The organism is Diplocloster modestus (assembly GCF_019042245.1).
Taxonomy (GTDB): Bacteria; Bacillota; Clostridia; order Lachnospirales; family Lachnospiraceae; genus Diplocloster; species Diplocloster modestus.
Map to the genome: position 1 here is coordinate 252797 of NZ_JAHQCX010000004.1, position 18894 is coordinate 271690.

Annotated in this window: 16 protein-coding genes; 2 read left to right on the forward strand and 14 right to left on the reverse strand. The window is 50.2% G+C overall.

Annotated elements, in window-relative coordinates:
* Positions 1-21: 21 nt before the first annotated feature.
* Positions 22-2139: a transglycosylase domain-containing protein gene (locus KTH90_RS08195; protein ID WP_158350163.1), complete on the forward strand. Its 2118-nt coding sequence runs from the start codon at positions 22-24 to the stop codon at positions 2137-2139.
* A gap of 166 nt (positions 2140-2305) precedes the next feature.
* On the opposite strand, the gene KTH90_RS08200 is transcribed toward KTH90_RS08195, so the two are convergent.
* The 10 genes from KTH90_RS08200 to KTH90_RS08245 form a co-directional block, all read right to left on the reverse strand.
* Complete coding sequence (locus KTH90_RS08200) at positions 2306-3481, reverse strand: cation:proton antiporter (protein ID WP_158350164.1); 1176 nt, start codon at positions 3479-3481, stop codon at positions 2306-2308.
* On the reverse strand, positions 3471-3821 hold the full coding sequence (locus tag KTH90_RS08205; RefSeq protein ID WP_158350165.1) for a hypothetical protein: 351 nt from the start codon (positions 3819-3821) through the stop codon (positions 3471-3473). Before KTH90_RS08205 ends, KTH90_RS08200 begins: the two co-directional genes overlap by 11 nt.
* A 229-nt stretch (positions 3822-4050) precedes the next feature.
* Entirely contained in the window at positions 4051-4308 is a 258-nt protein-coding gene (locus KTH90_RS08210) for an HPr family phosphocarrier protein (RefSeq protein ID WP_158350166.1), read from the reverse strand.
* Between the two features lie 2 nt (positions 4309-4310).
* The gene (gene whiA / locus KTH90_RS08215; protein ID WP_158350167.1) at positions 4311-5270 is read right to left on the reverse strand and encodes a DNA-binding protein WhiA; all 960 of its coding nucleotides are present in this window, start codon (positions 5268-5270) and stop codon (positions 4311-4313) included.
* 23 nt (positions 5271-5293) lie between these two features.
* Positions 5294-6169, reverse strand: a complete 876-nt coding sequence (gene rapZ / locus KTH90_RS08220; protein WP_158350168.1) for an RNase adapter RapZ — start codon at positions 6167-6169, stop codon at positions 5294-5296.
* Positions 6170-7093, reverse strand: a complete 924-nt coding sequence (gene murB / locus KTH90_RS08225) for a UDP-N-acetylmuramate dehydrogenase (RefSeq protein WP_158350169.1) — start codon at positions 7091-7093, stop codon at positions 6170-6172.
* A gap of 281 nt (positions 7094-7374) precedes the next feature.
* Positions 7375-8469, reverse strand: coding sequence for a [FeFe] hydrogenase H-cluster radical SAM maturase HydE (hydE, locus tag KTH90_RS08230; RefSeq protein WP_158350397.1), 1095 nt, complete (start codon positions 8467-8469; stop codon positions 7375-7377).
* Positions 8470-8526: 57 nt separating this feature from the next.
* Positions 8527-9768, reverse strand: a complete 1242-nt coding sequence (gene hydF, locus KTH90_RS08235; protein WP_238726615.1) for a [FeFe] hydrogenase H-cluster maturation GTPase HydF — start codon at positions 9766-9768, stop codon at positions 8527-8529.
* 50 nt (positions 9769-9818) lie between these two features.
* Positions 9819-11222 carry a [FeFe] hydrogenase H-cluster radical SAM maturase HydG gene (hydG, locus tag KTH90_RS08240; RefSeq protein WP_158350170.1) on the reverse strand — a complete coding sequence of 468 codons (1404 nt, stop codon included), beginning with the start codon at positions 11220-11222 and terminating at the stop codon, positions 9819-9821.
* 4 nt (positions 11223-11226) lie between these two features.
* Positions 11227-11478 (reverse strand): TM1266 family iron-only hydrogenase system putative regulator, encoded by a 252-nt coding sequence (locus KTH90_RS08245; RefSeq protein WP_158348583.1) that lies wholly within the window; start codon positions 11476-11478, stop codon positions 11227-11229.
* A gap of 407 nt (positions 11479-11885) precedes the next feature.
* Here KTH90_RS08245 and arcC point away from each other — a divergent pair, with 407 nt between their 5' ends.
* Entirely contained in the window at positions 11886-12824 is a 939-nt protein-coding gene (gene arcC, locus KTH90_RS08250) for a carbamate kinase (protein WP_158350171.1), read from the forward strand.
* A 181-nt stretch (positions 12825-13005) separates the two neighbouring features.
* Here arcC and KTH90_RS08255 read toward each other — a convergent pair whose 3' ends face one another.
* The 4 genes from KTH90_RS08255 to KTH90_RS08270 form a co-directional block, all read right to left on the reverse strand.
* Entirely contained in the window at positions 13006-13974 is a 969-nt protein-coding gene (locus KTH90_RS08255; RefSeq protein WP_238726616.1) for a glycyl-radical enzyme activating protein, read from the reverse strand.
* The gene (locus KTH90_RS08260) at positions 13961-16231 is read right to left on the reverse strand and encodes a pyruvate formate lyase family protein (protein WP_238726617.1); all 2271 of its coding nucleotides are present in this window, start codon (positions 16229-16231) and stop codon (positions 13961-13963) included. Before KTH90_RS08260 ends, KTH90_RS08255 begins: the two co-directional genes overlap by 14 nt.
* A gap of 175 nt (positions 16232-16406) precedes the next feature.
* The gene (locus KTH90_RS08265; RefSeq protein WP_238726618.1) at positions 16407-17372 is read right to left on the reverse strand and encodes an ABC transporter permease; all 966 of its coding nucleotides are present in this window, start codon (positions 17370-17372) and stop codon (positions 16407-16409) included.
* A 1-nt stretch (position 17373) separates the two neighbouring features.
* The gene (locus KTH90_RS08270) at positions 17374-18876 is read right to left on the reverse strand and encodes a sugar ABC transporter ATP-binding protein (RefSeq protein WP_158350175.1); all 1503 of its coding nucleotides are present in this window, start codon (positions 18874-18876) and stop codon (positions 17374-17376) included.
* Between the last annotated feature and the right edge of the window lie 18 nt (positions 18877-18894).

The window sequence follows — 18894 nt, forward strand, 5'->3', positions numbered from 1 at the left end:
AGAAAGGAATGATGCCAAGGAATGTCAGCACAGACAAAAAAACCTCAAAATTCCGGAGGCAGAAAAACTTCTGCTCAAAGATCAAATTCGTCTTCTGCACACAAGTCTTCCCAGCAAAGCAAGGGGACATCCGGCCCGGCCCGGAAACCATCCTCGTCCAAAAAGGCCCCTTCCAATGGGAATCGTAAAAAACGCAGGAAAAAAGGCTCCGCGGGCTTTTATTTTATACAGTTCCTTATACTGACGGTACTTCTCGGGACTTTTGCTATTTTCGCCATCTCTTACGGGCCGAAAATCTATTCCTTATATAAGGAAGCAAAAGAACTGGTCGCTAATTCCGACCGCTCCACTTTCATGACCGGCCAGTCCGGAATGATCTATGATAAGGACGGCAGCCTGATCACGATCCTCAAAGGTGATAAAGATATGTATTATCTCCCTTCTGATCAGATTCCTCAGGAAGTCAAAGACGCCATTGTCAGTATTGAAGATAAGCGCTTTTATAAACATCACGGGATCGATCCGGTCGGCATCATCCGTTCCGCCGTATCCCTGGTCAAACAGGATGAAATTACCCAGGGCGGAAGTACCATCACCCAGCAGCTGGCCCGGAATGTTTTCCTGACGCACAAGGTCAGCTGGCAGAGAAAAATCCAGGAAATATTTATATCCTTTCAGCTGGAGCGCATTTACAGCAAGGATGATATCCTGGAATTTTACATCAACAACATCTATTTTTCAGACGGTTACTACGGGATCCAGGCTGCCAGCCGCGGATACTTCGATCAGGATGTCTCCGAACTTAACTTGTCCCAGATCGCATTTTTGTGCGCGATTCCCAACAATCCCACACTCTACGACCCCAAGGACCATATGGATAATACATTGGGACGAAGAGACCGGATATTGGCAAATATGAAAGAGGACGGTAGGATAAGTGACGACCAGTATCAGCAGGCTGTCTCGGAAGAAATCACGCTCCATGAAAAAACGGCTGTCACAACCACCTCCACATCGGCCGACAGTTATATTACTTACTGTGCAGTCCGCGCGCTGATGGAAATGGATGGTTTTGAATTCCAAAGTGAATTTGACAGCGAGGAGACCCAGCAGGCCTACCAGGATTCTTATAACACTTTATACGATCAGTGCAGACAGGATCTCTATACCAAAGGATATCAAATCTACACCTCCATCGATATGACGTTACAGCAGGAGCTGCAAAGTGCCATCGACGCCAGCCTGTCTGAATATACCACTCTAGGCACGGAGGGTGCTTATGCCTTGCAGGGAGCCGGTGTCTCCATAGACAACGCTACCGGCTATGTAACTGCCATCGTCGGAGCCCGCAGTCAGGAAGATATGCCTTTTTCCCTAAACCGGGCTTACCAGAGCTACCGACAGCCGGGAAGCTCGATCAAACCGCTGATCGTCTATACCCCGGCCTTAGAGAAAGGTTACACCCCGGATTCCACGGTAGTGGACCGCAAAACAGAGGGAGGCCCCGATAACTCCAACGGAAAATATTCCGGTTCCATCACCCTGCGCTATGCCGTAGAGCAGTCCAAAAATACGGTAGCCTGGAACCTGTTTCAGGAAATAACCCCAAAAGTCGGTCTTTCCTATTTAAAAGAGATGAATTTCTACAAAATTACGGAAGGTGACTACAATCTGGCCGCGGCTCTCGGCGGACTTACCAAAGGAGCCACTCCGCTGGAGATGACATCCGGCTACGCGGCCCTGGAAAATGGAGGCCGCTACCGCGCTCCCACCTGTATTATGCGCATCACCGATCCTGCCGGTAACAGCATTATCGAGACCTCCCTGAAGGAAAAACAGGTCTATACCGAGGATGCCGCCCGGACGATGACTGACATTCTAAAAAGTGTTATGACTAAGGGCCTCGGAAAAAGTGCCCGCATCTCTGCAATGGACAGCGCCGGCAAAACCGGTACGACAAACGATAACAAAGACGGCTGGTTCGTGGGATACACCGGCTATTACACCACAGGTATCTGGGTCGGGTACGATATGCCCCGCAAATTACCGGATCTATACGGTTCCTCCTATCCCAGCGAAATCTGGAAGCAGTTCATGGAAGCTGCCCATGAGGGGCTGGAACCAATTTCCCTGCCCTAGACTCTAATATGCTTTAAAAACATAGCAGTCCGCAGAACTGACTTTAATATTTCCCTGTCAGTCCTGCGGACTTTTTAACCGGATAATCATCTTTCCTGTATTTGCATTGCGGACACTGTCCTCTATGAATTATTTCCCATCCATCCAAACCAGAGGGCCTATGCTGTCATCCTTTTTTGATCTCCCCAGCCTTCGTAAGCGCCAGCTTCGTAGCCAGCGGTCCGACCAGCTCGTAGATTACGGTACCGCAGAGTATGATCGCGCGGATCGCGGCTCCGTGTTCGGGCACTACGGTCATAGCGATTCCTGAGAGGCCGATGGCCACACCGGCCTGGGGCAGGAGGGTAAAGCCCAGGTATTTCGAAACTACCGGAGGGGCTTTGGAAATCTTGGCGCCCAGGGCTGCGCCTAATGCCTTACCGGCCACACGGAATACGATATAGATCGCTCCGACCACCCCGATCGTGGGAATGATCCCGATATTTAACTCCGCGCCAGATATCACGAAGAACAGCATGAAGATCGGCGGAGTCAGTCTGTCCACAATCGGGAACATGACGTCGATCTCCGTGGAAATATTTACCAGCACACCGCTCATCATCATGCAAGCCAGCAGGGAGGATAATCCCAGTATATCGGAGACTCCGATACACAGGAAAATCATACCGATGATGCAGGACAGCCTCGTTCCACGTCCCGTGAACAGTTTCAGCAGGAATCTTAAGATAATTCCCAGGACCGCACCGTATACCAGTGCCCCTACGATCTCGAATACAGGCTCCAAAAGCGTCTGTGCCAACGCCACCTCTCCCTGGGAGGTGAGGGCTTTCGCGATCGCCACGGATATGCCAAAGCTCATCAGGGCAACTGCGTCGTCTATGGCTACAACCGGAAGCAATGTCTCGGTCACAGGGCCTTTGGCCTTATATTGCTTGACTACCATAAGCGTGGCCGCAGGGGCTGTGGCTGCGGCGATCGCCCCCAGTACCAATGAAAACGCCACGTTCTGGCCAGTCAGGATTAATACCAGATCGACCAGCAGTACGGCCGCCACGCCTTCGCAGACCGCGATGATAACCGGAGATTTTCCTACCTTTTTTAAATAGGAGAGCTTGAATTCGGAACCGATGGAAAAAGCGATGAATCCGAGGGCAATCTCAGAGATGATATCAAAGCTTTCGATTGTCTCAAGCGGCAGTATCTTCAAACAATAAGGACCAGCCAGCAGACCAATAATCAGGTAGCCGGTTACGTTCGGCAGATGTACCTGCTTAATCAGTTTCCCTCCGGCCAGTCCCAAAAACAGGGCGATAGCCAGATAGGTCAATGTATTAAGCGTCATAGGACTCACCCAGCCCTTCTACATAGGTAATCGGGATCGAGAACATGATTCCCGTATTCGGCTCTTTCATATCGCCGATGACGTTCTTAATGGCATTTCTGGTGTCCATCACCTGCTCATCTTTCAGTACCAACAGCATCAGTTTGCAGGTTTCTTTTTCATCCGAGGTCAGCATGGAGCGCAGCACTCCAAACATGGGCAGTTCCTCCATATTAATCAAGGCCTGCGCCATACCGGTACCTTCCAGTATCGTTCCCCCGGTCACGCCGGCCTCCGCCAGTTCCCGGATCAGATGTTCCATCAGATCCACTTTCTTCAGTATCAGCACTAATAACTGCATAATATCCCCCTTTTCATATGTTACAAATTATGGCAGGCAAGATTTTGTCCACCTGGTTTCCTCTATTATGCCTGTATTATAAGGCATATAGGTATACCCGCAGGGTGTTTCCTTTATTATGCCTGTATTATAAGGCATCTAGGTATACCCGCAGGGTGTTTCCTCTGATTAAAACGGGAAAACAGGCGCCCATCAGGCGCCTATTTAAAAGGTATACTTCTCTAATTTATTATTTTGAACTGCTCAGGTATTTTTCGATTTCACCGATCGCGTCTTCCTCATCTCCACCATCAGCGGACACTACGACCTCTTCACCAGCGGATAAGCCCAGAGTCATCATACCCATAATACTCTTTGCATTCACTTTTTTTTCTGCGATTTCCACATAGATACTACTCTCGAATTGACTGGCTACCTGGACCAACATAGCGACCGGCCGTGCTTCCAACCCAGATGAAAGTTGAATGGTAATAGGTTTCTTAATCATAATTACTCCTCCTTGTTTTGCCTTAGCTCTTCCGCTAAACTACTTAATTTTCTCAGTCTATGATTTACCCCTGACTTTCCCACCTGGGGCGTAAGCAGCATACCCAGCTCTTTTAAAGTAGCTTCCGGATACTCCAGTCTCAATGTTGCGATCTCACTTAGCCCTTCCGACAGATCGTCGAATCCGACGTTCTGCTGTATATAGCGGATATCCTCCATCTGCTTGACCGCTGCCGAGACAGTTTTATTGATATTGGCTGTCTCGCAGTTTACCTGCCGGTTAACGGAATTCCGCATATCCTTCAGAATCCGGACATTTTCCAGATTCATCAGGGAAACGTGAGCCTCCATCACATTCAGGATGTCCACAATCTGGGCTCCCTCTTTAATATAAACCACATAGTACTTCTTTCGCAATACAATTTTAGCTTCTATATCGAAGCTGCGTATGATTTCCTGAAGCTGTACAGCTTTCGGCATCGTGGCACAGACGATTTCCAAATGATAGAATTTCTCCGGATCACTGATAGAACCCGCCGCCAGAAACGCACCTCTTATGAAGGCCCGCCTGCAGCAGGCGCGCTGGATCACCAGATGATTGACCAGCGGGACTTCATCGTCCTCATCATTTGGCAGCATATCCAATAGCTTTGTAGCCTGCAGTATGCGGAGAGAATCCTCCGGATCTTTTACCGTCAGCAAATAGGTTTTGCTTTTTTTAAGATATACATTCCTTCGAATAGAAATTTCCGTCTTTATATTAAAGGTTTTTTTCAATAATGTAAAGTACTTTCTGGCAACTGCAATATTTTCCGTATGAATCTTCACAAAATATCTGTTTTTCTCCGTGATCTGGATTCGGCCGCACATGCCGATAATAGCTGCGATCTCTGCGATCTGGCAATGCCTGGCCCGGTTTACCTGCCTGGAAAGTTCTTCCTTGACCTCACTGGAAAAGGACATAGCTTCCTCCTTATAAGGGATCTCTATGCTTTGCGCACGGCATCCTTTTCAATATCCCGGTGTTCAATCTTCAGCCCGTATTCGACAGAGTTGCCAAGGGCCTCGTACAGCTTATTCGCCAATGTCACGGAGCGATGCTTGCCTCCGGTACAACCAATACTGATTACAAGCTGATTTTTACCTTCTATTATATAGTTTGGTATTAAAAACTTCAACATCTCGACTAATTTATTTAAAAATTCGTGAGAAACGTCAAAACCCATCACATATTCCTGCACTTCTTTGTCATTTCCAGTCCTGGGTTTCAGTTCATCAATATAATAGGGGTTGGGCAAAAAACGCACATCAAAGACCAGATCAGAATCACTGGGGATTCCATACTTAAAACCAAAGGACAGGATGGTGATCACCAGATTTTTAAATTCCTGATTCTGTACAAATATTTTATCCAGTTCTGCCTTTAATTCTCTTGTCAATAATTGGCTGGTATCAATGATGTAATCCGCCTGTTTTTTCAAAAATTCCAGTTTCCGCCGTTCTTCCTGAATCCCTTTATCCACCCGTCCGCCCCCAGACAGCGGATGGCTCCGCCTGGTCTCCTTGTATCGCTTGACCAGTACTTCATCCTCCGCATCCAGAAAAAGGACTTCATAAGTGAATCCGGCCACAACCATCCCTTCCAGCACCTGCTCCAGTTCTCCCAGAGCCTGTCCGCTGCGGATGTCTACTCCCAGCGCGACCTTTGAGATCTCGCTGGACGGAGCATAGGTAAGCTCCGCAAATTTGCTGATCAGAGAAATGGGCAGATTATCCACACAATAATAGCCCACATCCTCCAACATTTTCAAAGCGGTACTTTTTCCCGCACCGGACATCCCGGTTACAATGACAAATCTCATTTAGTCTACTCCCTCGAAACATCCAAGCGTCTTGACCTCTGTCTCCAGAGTAACGCCAAACTGTTCTTTTACTTCGGCCTGTATATGCCGGATCAGCTGCATAATCTGGGATGCGGTAGCACTCCCGCGGTTAATCACGAATCCACAGTGCTTCTCTGACACCTGCGCGTCCCCGATCCGGCAGCCCCGAAGGCCCGCATCCATAATCAGCTTACCGGCGAAATATCCCTCCGGCCTTTTAAACGTACTGCCGGCGCTTGGATATTCCAGTGGCTGCTTTTCACTGCGGGCTTTCTGCAGTTTCTCCATCCGCCCGCGGATCAATTCCGCTTCCCGGGGCGTCAGTTCAAATTCTGATTCCACCACAATACCGTGTTCTTTAGCCACTGCACTGGTCCGGTAACCGAACTCCATCTCATCCCTGGTAAGTACCCGAAGCTCGCCCTGCGGTGTCAGCATCGTTACCGCTGTGCATACATCCTTCAGTTCTCCTCCATAGGCACCTGCGTTCATCACCGAAGCTCCACCGACCGTACCTGGAATTCCGGCCGCGAACTCCAGACCGCCAAGGCCTTCCTCCAGCGCCCGTTTTGCCAGACGGGATAACAATACTCCGGCCTGCGCTGCGATGTGTGTTCCCTGCACCCGGATTTGATCCAGATTTTGAAAGACCTGAATCACAGCCCCCCGGTACCCGGTGTCGCTGACCAGTAGATTACTTCCATTGCCAAGTATATAGTAAGGGATTTTGCAGTCGTTACAGATTCGAATCGTCTGCTGAATTTCCTGAATGGTATGAGGGGTAATAAAATAGTCCGCAGGACCGCCGACCCGAAACGTAGTGTGTTTCTTCATGGCTTCTTTCAGTTTTACGCTGTCGCTGCCAACAATTTGACTTATTTGATTATAGAATTCCTGATTCACTGATAGGTCCTCTTATATTCTAATATATATTCACTAATATATTCCAAAGACGGTAACATTTATACCTGCAAAACCGTCTATGAATATCATACAATAATCGAACGATGAATTCAATCATTTTACTATGACAATCTTTTTACCGTTTTTTGCTGTTTTATAGCGGTTTTTACTAAGAAGAGAGCCGGGGCGGTTAAAAGGGGACATGTCCATTCCGGTTTGGGACAGGTAGAATCTGAATTCTACCTGTCCCAAACCGGAATGGACATGTCCCCTTTTCCAGACTACTCTGGTTTCAGGCAGGCTTCTATGTCATTCTGCTTATAATCTCCGCGGGACATATCCATGATATATCCGCTTTTTTCCAGCGCCTGCCGGTTCTTTTCCAGGGATTCCGCCGCTTCTGTGCCAAAGCTGGCTTTATTGTCATAGAGAAGGTAGGCTCCCCTGACATCTTCAGGGGACAGGTTTGGCATGATTACATTGGCTCCTGCGTCCAGTGCTTTTTCCCTGCCTTGCGGGGATAGCGTGGCTAACGCCGTGGTGGCAGGGATCAGGGCATAGGGCAGGAGAAGCCTGGTTAGGGCTACCATCAGGATTGTCATGTTGAGCGGGTCCTGGACTTCGGTGGCCATGGAAGGATCGGAAGCGAAATCTGCAAAGGGGGATTCGTGATGGGGTAAAAACGGACCGATTCCCACCATTTGAGGGGCAAGTTCAGATATGTATTTGAGATCTGCTGCCAAATGTTCTAAACTCTGGCAGGGAGAGCCTACCATGAAGCCGGCGCCGGTCTGGTAGCCGATTTCCTTTAGGCTGGTCAGACACTGCATCCGGTTTCTGAGACTTAGAGCCGGCGGGTGGAGTCTGGCATAGTGTGCCGGGGTGGCTGTCTCATGCCGGAGAAGATAGCGGTCGGCACCGGCTTCGTAGAGAAGGCGGTAGGATTCGCCGGATCGTTCTCCCAGAGACAGTGTAACGGCACAGCCTGGATACTCCGCTTTGATCGAACGGATAATCCCGCAGAGACGCTCGTCCGTATACCAGGGATCTTCGCCCCCCTGCAGAACAAAGGTGGAAAATCCCAGCGACGCCCCGGTCCGGCAGCAGCCCAGTATCTGTTCCCGATTCAGCCGGTAGCGCAGAGCATTCGCATTTGCCGACCTTATACCGCAATAGTAACAGTTGTTTTTACAATAGCTTGAGATCTCGATCAACCCGCGCAGATATACCCGATGCCCGTAGCTTCGGTCTCTCACCTCTCCGGCCAGTCTTTTGATATCGTTATGATATTCTTCATTCCGGATCAGGCCAAGCAGAGCCTCCTGTGTTGGCCTCTTTATGATTCTTAAAATAGTCTGTTCTCTGGTCGATTTCATCTTCTTATACCTCATCTGCTGGCTCTGACTCATCTATCTGACTCCGACACCCGTATTTTACATGGATTGGGAAAGTAAAACAGCCCCCTCCGGGAAAGGCTTCAGGGCCCTGGGCAGAATGCCCATTACGTGTGCGATGAGCATGCCATAGTTTGTCATGGGGATATTCTGTTCCCGGGCCGTGTGAATTCGATAGCGCATTTCCCTTTGGTTTAGCATACAGGCTCCGCAATGTATTATCAAAGCATAATCAGTCAACTTCTCCGGGAACCCGGTGCCGGAGGCCCAGGCAAATTCCAGACCGTCTCCGGCCTTTTCCCGGAGCCATCGGGGAATCTTCACCGTACCGATGTCGTCGGTCTGTCTGTGGTGGGTGCATCCTTCCACGATCAATACTTTATCTCCTGCTTTCAGGTGGTCTGCCGCCAGCGCCCCCTTTACCATGGGTTCCAGCTCACCCTTCTGCCGGGCGAACAGGATGGAAAATGAGGTGAGAAGTATATCTTCCGGCGTTTGTGCGCTGACCTGCCTGAAAGCCTGTGAATCTGTGATGACTATAGATGGTTTTACTGCCAGGCTGTCTAATGTCTCTTTGAGGCGGTTCTCCTTTGTCACAGCCATCATGGCATCTGCATCCAGAATTGCCCGGATCGTCTGCTGCTGGGGCAGTATCATTCTTCCTTTGGGAGCGGCGCTGTCGATGGGAGTAACCAGCACCGCCAGATCTCCCGGCTTTACAATGCCGCCCAACAAAGGAGCTTCTTCTTTTATCACGGAGGCTGCCTGTATGATCGCCTCTTTCACCTGGCCTATGAATTCTGCCTGATAAGCAGTACCGGTAAGGAAGGGAATCTGTTCCGCTTCCAGCAATGTTAACATACCGTCGGACGGCTTTGCCACGTCGCATTTGTTGATCACCGTCAGGCAGGGCAGGGATCTGATTCTGATCTCTTTCAGGAAGTCCACGAGCTCACAATCCGGCTCTTCCTGCGCTTCCAGAACCACCAGTGCGAAATCTGTCTTTCTCAGTACCTGCCTGGTCTTTTTGATCCGGAGAGCCCCCAGCTCTCCGATGTCATCAAATCCCGCTGTATCGATGAATACGACCGGTCCGATCGGCAGCAATTCCATAGACTTATATACCGGATCCGTGGTGGTTCCTGCCACATCAGAAACTACGGAAATCTCCTGTCTGGTCAATGCATTCATTAGGGTAGACTTTCCAGCGTTGCGTTTTCCGAATATGGCAATATGATAGCGGTTCCCCATAGGGGTCTGGTTCATGTCGTTCGTTGTCATTCGGTGCTCCTTTCATGATTTTCTCTATGCGTGCTCCGGGAATGTATCATTTACAGAAACAGGTCCCTTTCGCCGCTCTTAATTTTTTCTATGTTACCGGCGACCAGAATGCGCACTTTCTCATTATCTATCTTCGGAAGCTTGCTTTCGACCAGCCGGTCCACTTTACTTCTGAACTCATCCGTGCCGTAATCGCAGGCGTATTCAGTCAGGGTCATAAGCGCGTTTGGCAGACAGACATTTTTGATATTTCCGGATTTTGCCAGGGACATGAACCGGTCGCCGGTTCTACCGCTGCGATAACAGGCTGTGCAGAAGCTGGGAACGACATCCTCCTCCATCAGCCAATCCACCACGTCCTCATTGGTACGGCTGTCGGAGAGCACGAACTGGGGTTCATTGCGCTCTCTGGCGCTGTATCCGCCCACATCCACGCTGGAACCGCCGCTGATTTGTGAAATTCCGATTTTGATCAGCTCTTTTCTCATCTCCATGGTTTCACGGGTAGAGATGATCATTCCCGTAAACGGTACCGCCAGCCGGACAATAGCCACCAGCTTTTTAAATTTCTCATCATCTACGCCGTGATCCATAGCTGTCGGGTCCGTACCTTCCGCCGGACGTATCCTGGGCGAAGAGATCGTATGGAAACCGACGCCAAACTTTTTCTCCAAATGCTCATTGTGCAGCATCAGCCCCATAACTTCAAAATTAGGATCATCATGCAGGCCATAGAGCACACCGCCGCCCACGTCATCGATCCCCGCCTCCATAGCGCGGTCAAAAGCTGTCGTATGGTACCAATAATTGCTCTTGGGACCATGGGGATGCATCTTCTCATAAGTCTCTTTGCAATAAGTCTCCTGGAACAGGATATAAGTACCGATTCCCGCTTCTTTTAACATCCGGAATTCCTCGACGGAGGTAGAAGCGATATTGACATTGACCCGGCGGATCTCTCCATCCGTCTTCATATCATAGATGGTCTTAATGCAATCCAGTATATATTCGATCGGACAGTTTACCGGGTCCTCTCCCGCTTCCAGTGCCAGCCTCTTGTGCCCCATTTTTTCCAGGATACGTACCTCTTCCCTCACTTCATCCATCGTCAGCTTTTTGCGCTGATATTTGTGATGGCAGTTAAATCCGCAGTATGTACAGCCGTTAATGCAATAATCGCTCAGATAGAGCGGCGCGAACATAACGATACGGTCGCCGTAGATATGTTCTTTGATCTTTCCCGCTATCTGAAAGATCCGTTCCAGATGAACCGGATTCTCATTTGTCAAAAGAGCCGCCACCTCCAGGTGGGTCAGCCCCTCGAACCGGTCCGCCTTGTCCAGTATCCTTTCGATTTCCTCGTCACTTGCAGCTTTGGATTTTTCCAGGGTCTCCCGGATATAATCTCCATTAATAAATTCCTCGTCGGGTACGAAACCATCATGATTTAACATTCCCCTATACCTCCTTCTGTGATATCGCTGTCTTCACAAACACATGCGGCAGCCGTCCTAATTTACCTGTCAGAGCATTGATCTGGTCCATTTCGGCCATAACCGTAATCGACACGGCTGCTATCCCCTCCTGATCAAAGGGAATGCCCATTCGGCCTCTCACGATTCCATGAAACTCCGACACCACCTTATTGAAATCCTTCTGGCTGACTCCTGGTTCTTCCAGGATCGCACAGATCACTGCGATTTTCCTCATCCACGTTCCTCCTTCCGGCTGTATTAGGGAACCAAAAAAGCCCTTCTATCATTCCTGATAAAAGGGCACAAAACACCTCTGAAACCTACCTCTTTCAGCCGCCGGCAGGCGCACCGTCAGAACCGGTCTTTGTCTTCTCGTCCCCTTGTGAATCAGAAAATTCTTTTTCATCAGGTTGGCTTTATTATAGCAGGTAATTTTGCTTTATACAATAAAAAACTGAGGTATGTTTCTGTTTTGGTGTGCTTTTTCTGTGCAGCACAAGGGGACGTTTAAAAACATACTGATACGGAAACATGCTGGCTCCGTAATACATAATTTAGTGGTTTTTGGCTCATGTATTGCATTTTGGGTCTACAGCCGATATAATTTAAGTCAAATAAAACAAAATAAGGAAGGTACGGAATATGAATAAGAAGAAAGCCGTTGTGGCATTGGGACATAAAGCGCTGGGAATCACTCTGCCGGAACAAAAAATCGCGGCTCATGAGGCTGCCGCTTCGATCGCAGATCTCATTGAAAATGGGTACGAGCTGGTGATTTCTCACAGCAATGCTCCTCAGGTGGGTATGATCCATACCGCTATGAATGAATTCGCAGGACGCCATCCGGAGTTCACCGCCGCTCCTATGTCTGTCTGCTCCGCCATGAGCCAGGGGTATATCGGTTACGACCTCCAGAATTCCATTCGGGAGGAGCTATTGAACCGTGGAATTTATAAAACGGTCAGTACCGTGCTGACGCAGGTGGAAGTGGACCCGTATGACGAGGCGTTCTATAATCCGGAGAAACGGGTCGGCCGCTTTATGGATAAAGAGGAAGCCGAGCTGGAGGAGAAGAAGGGAAATTATGTGACAGAGGTTCCGGAAAAGGGATATCAGCGTATCGTGGCCGCGCCGAAACCTAAAAATATTATCGAAATCGACGCCATTAATGCGTTACTGGATGCCGGACAGGTAGTTATCGCTGCCGGCGGAGGCGGAATTCCTGTGCTGGCCCAAAGGCATCATCTCAAAGGTGCCAGCGCTGTTATCGAGAAGGATGCCGTCAGCGCGCTGATTGCGGAACGAATCGATGCGGATGTGCTGATCATCTTAACCGCAGTGGAAAAGGCTGCGCTGAATTATGGCAAACCAAACGAGCAGTGGCTGGATCAGATGACCACCACAGAAGCCAGAAAATATATCGAAGACGGACAGTTCGCCCCCGGATCCATGCTTCCTAAGATCGAGGCCGCTGTTGAGTTCGTCGAGGAACGCGAAGGAAGGACCGCCCTGATCACAATGCTGGATAAAGCGGTGGACAGCCTTGACGGCAAGACCGGAACGAGAATTGTAAAAGGATAAATATAAGAAGAAAATATAAGCGCGATATAAAAACGTTAACCGGTAATTTTTCCGGGAAATAAAGAACCGCCGGCCACTTCGTGATTTTACGACTGCGGACAGACTGATTTCTTTCAGATCTGTTTTCAATCATAACCACCGATGTGACCGGCGCTTCTTAATTTTATACGCCTTATGCGTTTCAAACATTCCTGGCAGTCAAGCCGGACAGGACTGCTTTCTCTCCCACATATTTCCGGGCAATCTGCAGAAAATGGTTGGCGTCGTCCTCTGTCATCAGAGGGGTATCCTGATACTCCCATTCCAGATGCATTTTCCGGTATTTGTCTCTGCACACGTTGTTAAATGCGCACAGTTCCCAGCGCTCGATTCCCTTTAGCACTTCCCCTTTCAGGAATTTCCCGATTTTATCTATGTTTTCTTCGGAAGCTGTAGCTCCGGGAATCAGCGGGGTCCGGATCCATATTTTTTTGTCCGGATCCCCATTGGCCTTCTGGATCAGCCAGATCAGATTGCTTAATATCAGTTGGTTGCTCATCCCGGTATACTGGATATGTTCATTTTTGTCCATCAGTTTGATGTCATAGAGGAAGGTATCCACGTAGGGGTAGACGGATTCGTAGGCTTCCCGCAGCCCCAGACCGCAGGTGTCCAGCGCCGTATTTTGACCGGCCTCCTTTATTTTCTTCAGCAGTTCCGTGACGAACCGGTATTGCAGGATGGGCTCTCCGCCCGATAAGGTAATTCCACCCTCGAAATCCTCAAAAAACATGGTGTCCTTCAGGGCTTCGGTCGCCAGGCTGTCCACATCCCAATAAGTTCCGACGATCTTAAGCGCCCCGGATGGGCATTTTTCCGCACACTGATAACATTCCTGACACCAGTCCCGGCGGATGCTGATTCCTTCCTCACCGGCCTGCACGGCTCCGAACTGGCAGGTATTCACACAGGTATGGCATCCGATGCATTCTCCGGCAGTCCACTGAAGTTCGGGATGCGGGGTGATGCTCTCGGGATTATGGCACCAGGCACAGTGCAGCGGACAGCCTTTCATGAATACCGTGGTACGCATTCCCGGACCATCATGTGTGGTGCCTCTGTGAAAATCAAACACCAGGCCGCAGTCCTTTCTGTAGTCAGATAGCTTCATAATTTACCCTCGTCACAAATTCTTTTTGGAATTCCCGGTCCATCACAACAAAGTGGGCACTGTAGCCGGTCACCTTGATCACGATGTCCGCATATTCCGGATTTGACGGATCATCGATGGCATTTTTTAACTGGTCCAGGTCGACGATATTGAAATTGATCTGTACCCCGCCGTTTTTCATGTAGGCCCTGGAGAATTTCTCGATATAGCTTCCCTTCTGCTCTTTCCCATCGAAAAACTTCGGCTGCAGCTCGATCTGCAGGGAACCGCCCTGGTACTTCCGGAACGGGACCTTCAACAGGGATTTGGCAGTGGCTGTTATACCGTTGTGATTGCGCCCGTGCATCGGGTTACACCCATGAGCGATGGGTTCCTCTGCCAGACGCCCGTCAGGGGTGGCTCCGATGATAGGGCCCGCATAGGTGTGCCCCATATACTGGAACAGGGACGCCCGGAAGTGGAAGCCTTTTATGTTATGCTGGCGTTCCAGGGTTTCCCGGATATTGGCGGCTACCCTCTGATAGATTTCATCCACATGATCCTCGTCGTTGCCGAATTTTTCCTGTTTGAGCATGATCTGCCGGAAAATCTCCTGATCTTTCCAGTTGCTGGCGATCGCTTTATTTAATTGGGCCATTGTATAGAGTTTATCTTCGAATATGACTTTTTTCATGGCATAGATAGAGTCTACCACATTGGGAACCGCCAGTACATTTACCGATGTATAGGCATTGCGGGCTCCGCCGATGTCAGTAATGTCCAGCCCTTTCTCGATCGTATCTTTCATGCACAGGGTGGTTACCATCTCCGGCCACACCCTCGCCTGCCACTTATAGACCCGGTTCTTAAACTCTGCCAGCGCCTCGGCTGTCCGCTCCACTTCCTCCTCATAGAGGGAAAAGAACTGCTCGAATTCGGCACAGCCTTCTTCTTCGGCTCTTTTCATCGCCCGCTGCATGGGCGCGGTCAGAACAAATGAATTCAGGTCGTGATCGCTGTATTCACTTCCCACCGAGCAATACCACTGGCATCCGCTGTAGGAGACGTTCCAGGCATCCTCAAACCGATAGCCGCTGTACAATTCCGAGTCCCTGAGCACATCGTAATTCACAAGTGTGGGAACTCCGCAGCCATGCCGCGTCACTACCTCGCAGGCATACCGATAGTAGCTCTCATCCATATCCGGGTGCCACATAACTCCCAGATGGTTATAGCCGCCCAGCATGTCATAGGCCTCAAGCCCAAGCCAGCTGATCTCGTTGGTGGCATCCCGTCCCTTGGCGTCTCTGCCGCCGAATGAAAAATAGTTTCCACCGTACTTCAGGTACAGCTCCGCCAGCAGTTCCCTGGCTTCCTCCCTGGTGATCACCCCATTTTCCAGATCCTTCCGGTAAAAATCGATCAACAGCTGATCCAGACGTCCATAGCCATTTCCATGGCCATTGATCCGCTCCACCACCTCATAGACCTGAATCCACTGCACCGCCTGCTCAAAGGTTTTCGGCTTTCCGGAAGCGATCTGGCGCATGTTTTCCGCTATTTCCATGTATAGGCTCTTCTGCTGTGGATCGGACTCTTCCCCAGCCAGCATTTCCGCCTGATCGGCATGGCGCCCCACAAAACGGATGATCGCTTCCACCACCATCACCTGCGCGTTCAGATAATCGATCCGGCTTTGATTGCCATAAGCCTTCCATTTTTCCAGACTGGCTTTCACATCCTTTAATAGTCCGGTCCAGCCCTTTTTCAGGCCGATACTCAAGTCCGGACAGGTGTGGGCCAGGCTCGTGCCACCAGCGCCCAGCTGGCGGAGCTCAAATCCCAGTTCCGTCACTTCCTCGGGATAGACGAATTTTCTCGCTTCATCCAACTGCCAGTGGAACTCGGAAACGATCTTTTCATCGGGGTACACCTCCGCTGGACTGTGATCCAGGAAATAAGCGTAATCCCTGGCCCAGTTCAACGCGCTATACTCAAATCCCTCCACTTTCGACGGCATCTCGCCGGCAAAAGGAAACGGCGCTCCTGTATCTACCCGGCAGTTATGATCTCCCAGGTTGATCCTCTCGTCATCTGACAGCGCCATCTCTCCGGTAGCCGGAGAAAATCCCGCGCTGTGCCCTGACCAGTGATATACGAGGAACTCCGGATTGTCTACATATACATTCCTCTTTCCGCTCTTGGAAAGGTCCGTACTTCTTTTCCAGAGCCTTTCCACCCGTTCACTGGCTTGAAACGCGGATTTATTTTCCAACATGTCATTATCCTCCTTTATTCTGTCTAATCTTCCCATCCCCTGTAGTCTGACTATACCTTATGGAGCAGCTATGCTGCGCCCCTGCCCGGAGGGCATGCATGAAGGGATGCTGTTACGTACACCTTATGTTTCGTCTCTGCCGCCTACCCATGCTTCCAGCGGTAACGTTCTTAGCTCAGGACTGTCTAAGCCTCCGGATACAGTCCATGGCAACCGCTATGATAATGACGGAGCCGATCACCACCATCTGGAGATAGGAAGAAACTCCCAGCAGATTCATCCCGTTTCGGATGCACTGCATGACCAGGACGCCAATCAGCGTACCCCAGATATTTCCTTTGCCGCCGGCCATGGAGATACCGCCAATCGCAGCGGCAGCAATCGCATCCGTCTCATATCCGGAAGCCACCAGGCCGGAGGTGCCGTTCATTCTCCCGGCGATGATGATACCAGCGATGGCACAGAGTACACCACTTAACGTATAGATCCCGCATTTGATCATTTTCACCTTGATACCGGACAGGCGGGAGGCAACCACATTGCCGCCGATCGAATAGGTATACAGTCCGAACTTTGTGTGTTTAAAGAGGAACCAGGAGATCAGATAGAGTAAAAACACTGTGATCACAGCGATCGGAATCATACCGATGTATTTCTGGCCCAGGAAATTAATACTGTCCGGCAGGCCATAGATCGCCTGCGCGTTGGTCCACTCATAGGCAAGCCCTCTGAATATCGTCATCGTACCCAGCGTGACCACAAAAGGCGGCATATCTAAAAGGGAGATCAGCAGGCCGTTTATCAAACCGCAGACACAGCCGATCAGCAGACACGCCAAAATACCCAGCGCTCCGTTCAGCCCTCTGTTCACCACCAATTCGCCCATCATAGCGGATGAAAGGGCGACGATTGCTCCGACCGACAGATCGATGCCGCCGGATATAATGACAAATGTCTCACAGATGGCCAGGACGCCGATGACCGACGCCTGCAGGCAGATGTTTATAAGATTTTTTGCTGAAAAGAAGTTCTCCGACACGATGCTCAATATCAGAATCATGATCAGCAGACCGGCCCCGGCCGTCAACTGACTGGAATTGTTATGTATGAACGTATTGACCTTATCATTCTTGATTTTCATTTCAAATCCCTCCTGATGCCAGGCGCAGTACTTTTTCCTGGCTGGCTTCTTCATGGCTTAATTCACCGGTGATCCTTCCCTCATGCATCACCAGTATTCTGTCCGACATCGCCAGCAGCTCCGGCAGTTCGGATGAGATCATAATGATTCCGACCCCGCGTGAGATCAGCTGATTCATAAGCTGATACACCTCGACTTTGGCCCCCACATCGATACCTCGGGTCGGTTCATCAAAGATAACGATTCGGGAATCCGACGCCAGCCATTTGGCCAGAACCACCTTCTGCTGGTTTCCACCGCTTAGATTCCCCACCATCTGATTAATGGACGGAGTCACAATCCGCAGATTCTCCTTTAACTCCTCCGGTATCGATGTGCGCTTTTTGCGCCCGATCACTCCGCATCTGCTGATTTTATCCACACTGGCCATGATCACGTTATCCTTGATGGACATACTCAGATTCAGCCCTTCCACCTTCCGGTCCTCCGGCGCGAGACCGATTCCCAGGCGGATGGCATCTTTGGGCTGGCGGATGACTGCCTTTTTCCCAAACACCGTAATCTCACCGCTGTCGATGGGATCCGCCCCAAAGATCGCTTTTACGGCCTCGGTACGACCGGCGCCCACTAATCCGCCGATCCCCAGAATTTCACCCGCGTGAAGGGTCAGATTGATATCCCGCAGCACCTGTTTCCGGTTCAGATGCTCCACCCGCAGAATTTCTTCTCCGATGGTTACGGATATCTTCGGAAATTTGTCCGTAATCTCCCGTCCGACCATCAGCTTAACCAGATAGTCGGTGTTTAGCTTTCCTTTTTCCACCTCGATGGTATCCACATAGGCCCCGTCCCTCATGACCGTTACCCGGTCCCCGATCCGGTTGATCTCCTCCAGTCTGTGGGAGATAAATATGATGGCGACACCGCGCTTCGTCAGGGTCTCAACCACCTGGAACAACTTGTCGATCTCCTGGTTGGTGAGAACGGCCGTGGGTTCATCCAGTATCAATATCTTGCAGTCCGTAGCGATCGCCTTGGCAATCTCGACCATCTGCTGGGCTGCCACACCCAGGTTCTTGACCGGTATCCTGGGATTGATCTTCGCTCCGATCGTCTCCAGGTATTCTTCGCTTTTGCGGTACATCTCCCTGCTGTTTAATTTGATGGTTTTCCCCACCATCAGCTCTTTGCCCAGGAAGATATTCTTCGCCGCGTCCAGCTCCGGTATCAGGTTGAATTCCTGGTAGACAGCGCTGATTCCCAACTTCTGCGCGTGCAGGGGACTGTCGAACTTTACCTGCCTGCCTTCCAGGAAGATCTCTCCTTCATCCGGGATATAAGCACCGGTAATCGTCTTGATCAATGTGGATTTTCCAGCCCCGTTTTCTCCCAGCAGCACATGGACTTCTCCCCTGCGCAGGGTGAGCTGTACCTGATCGAGGGCCAGAACTCCGGGAAATCTTTTGGTTATGTTCTTCATTTCTAATACAACCGCATTGTTCATCGTCCCACCGTCCTGATT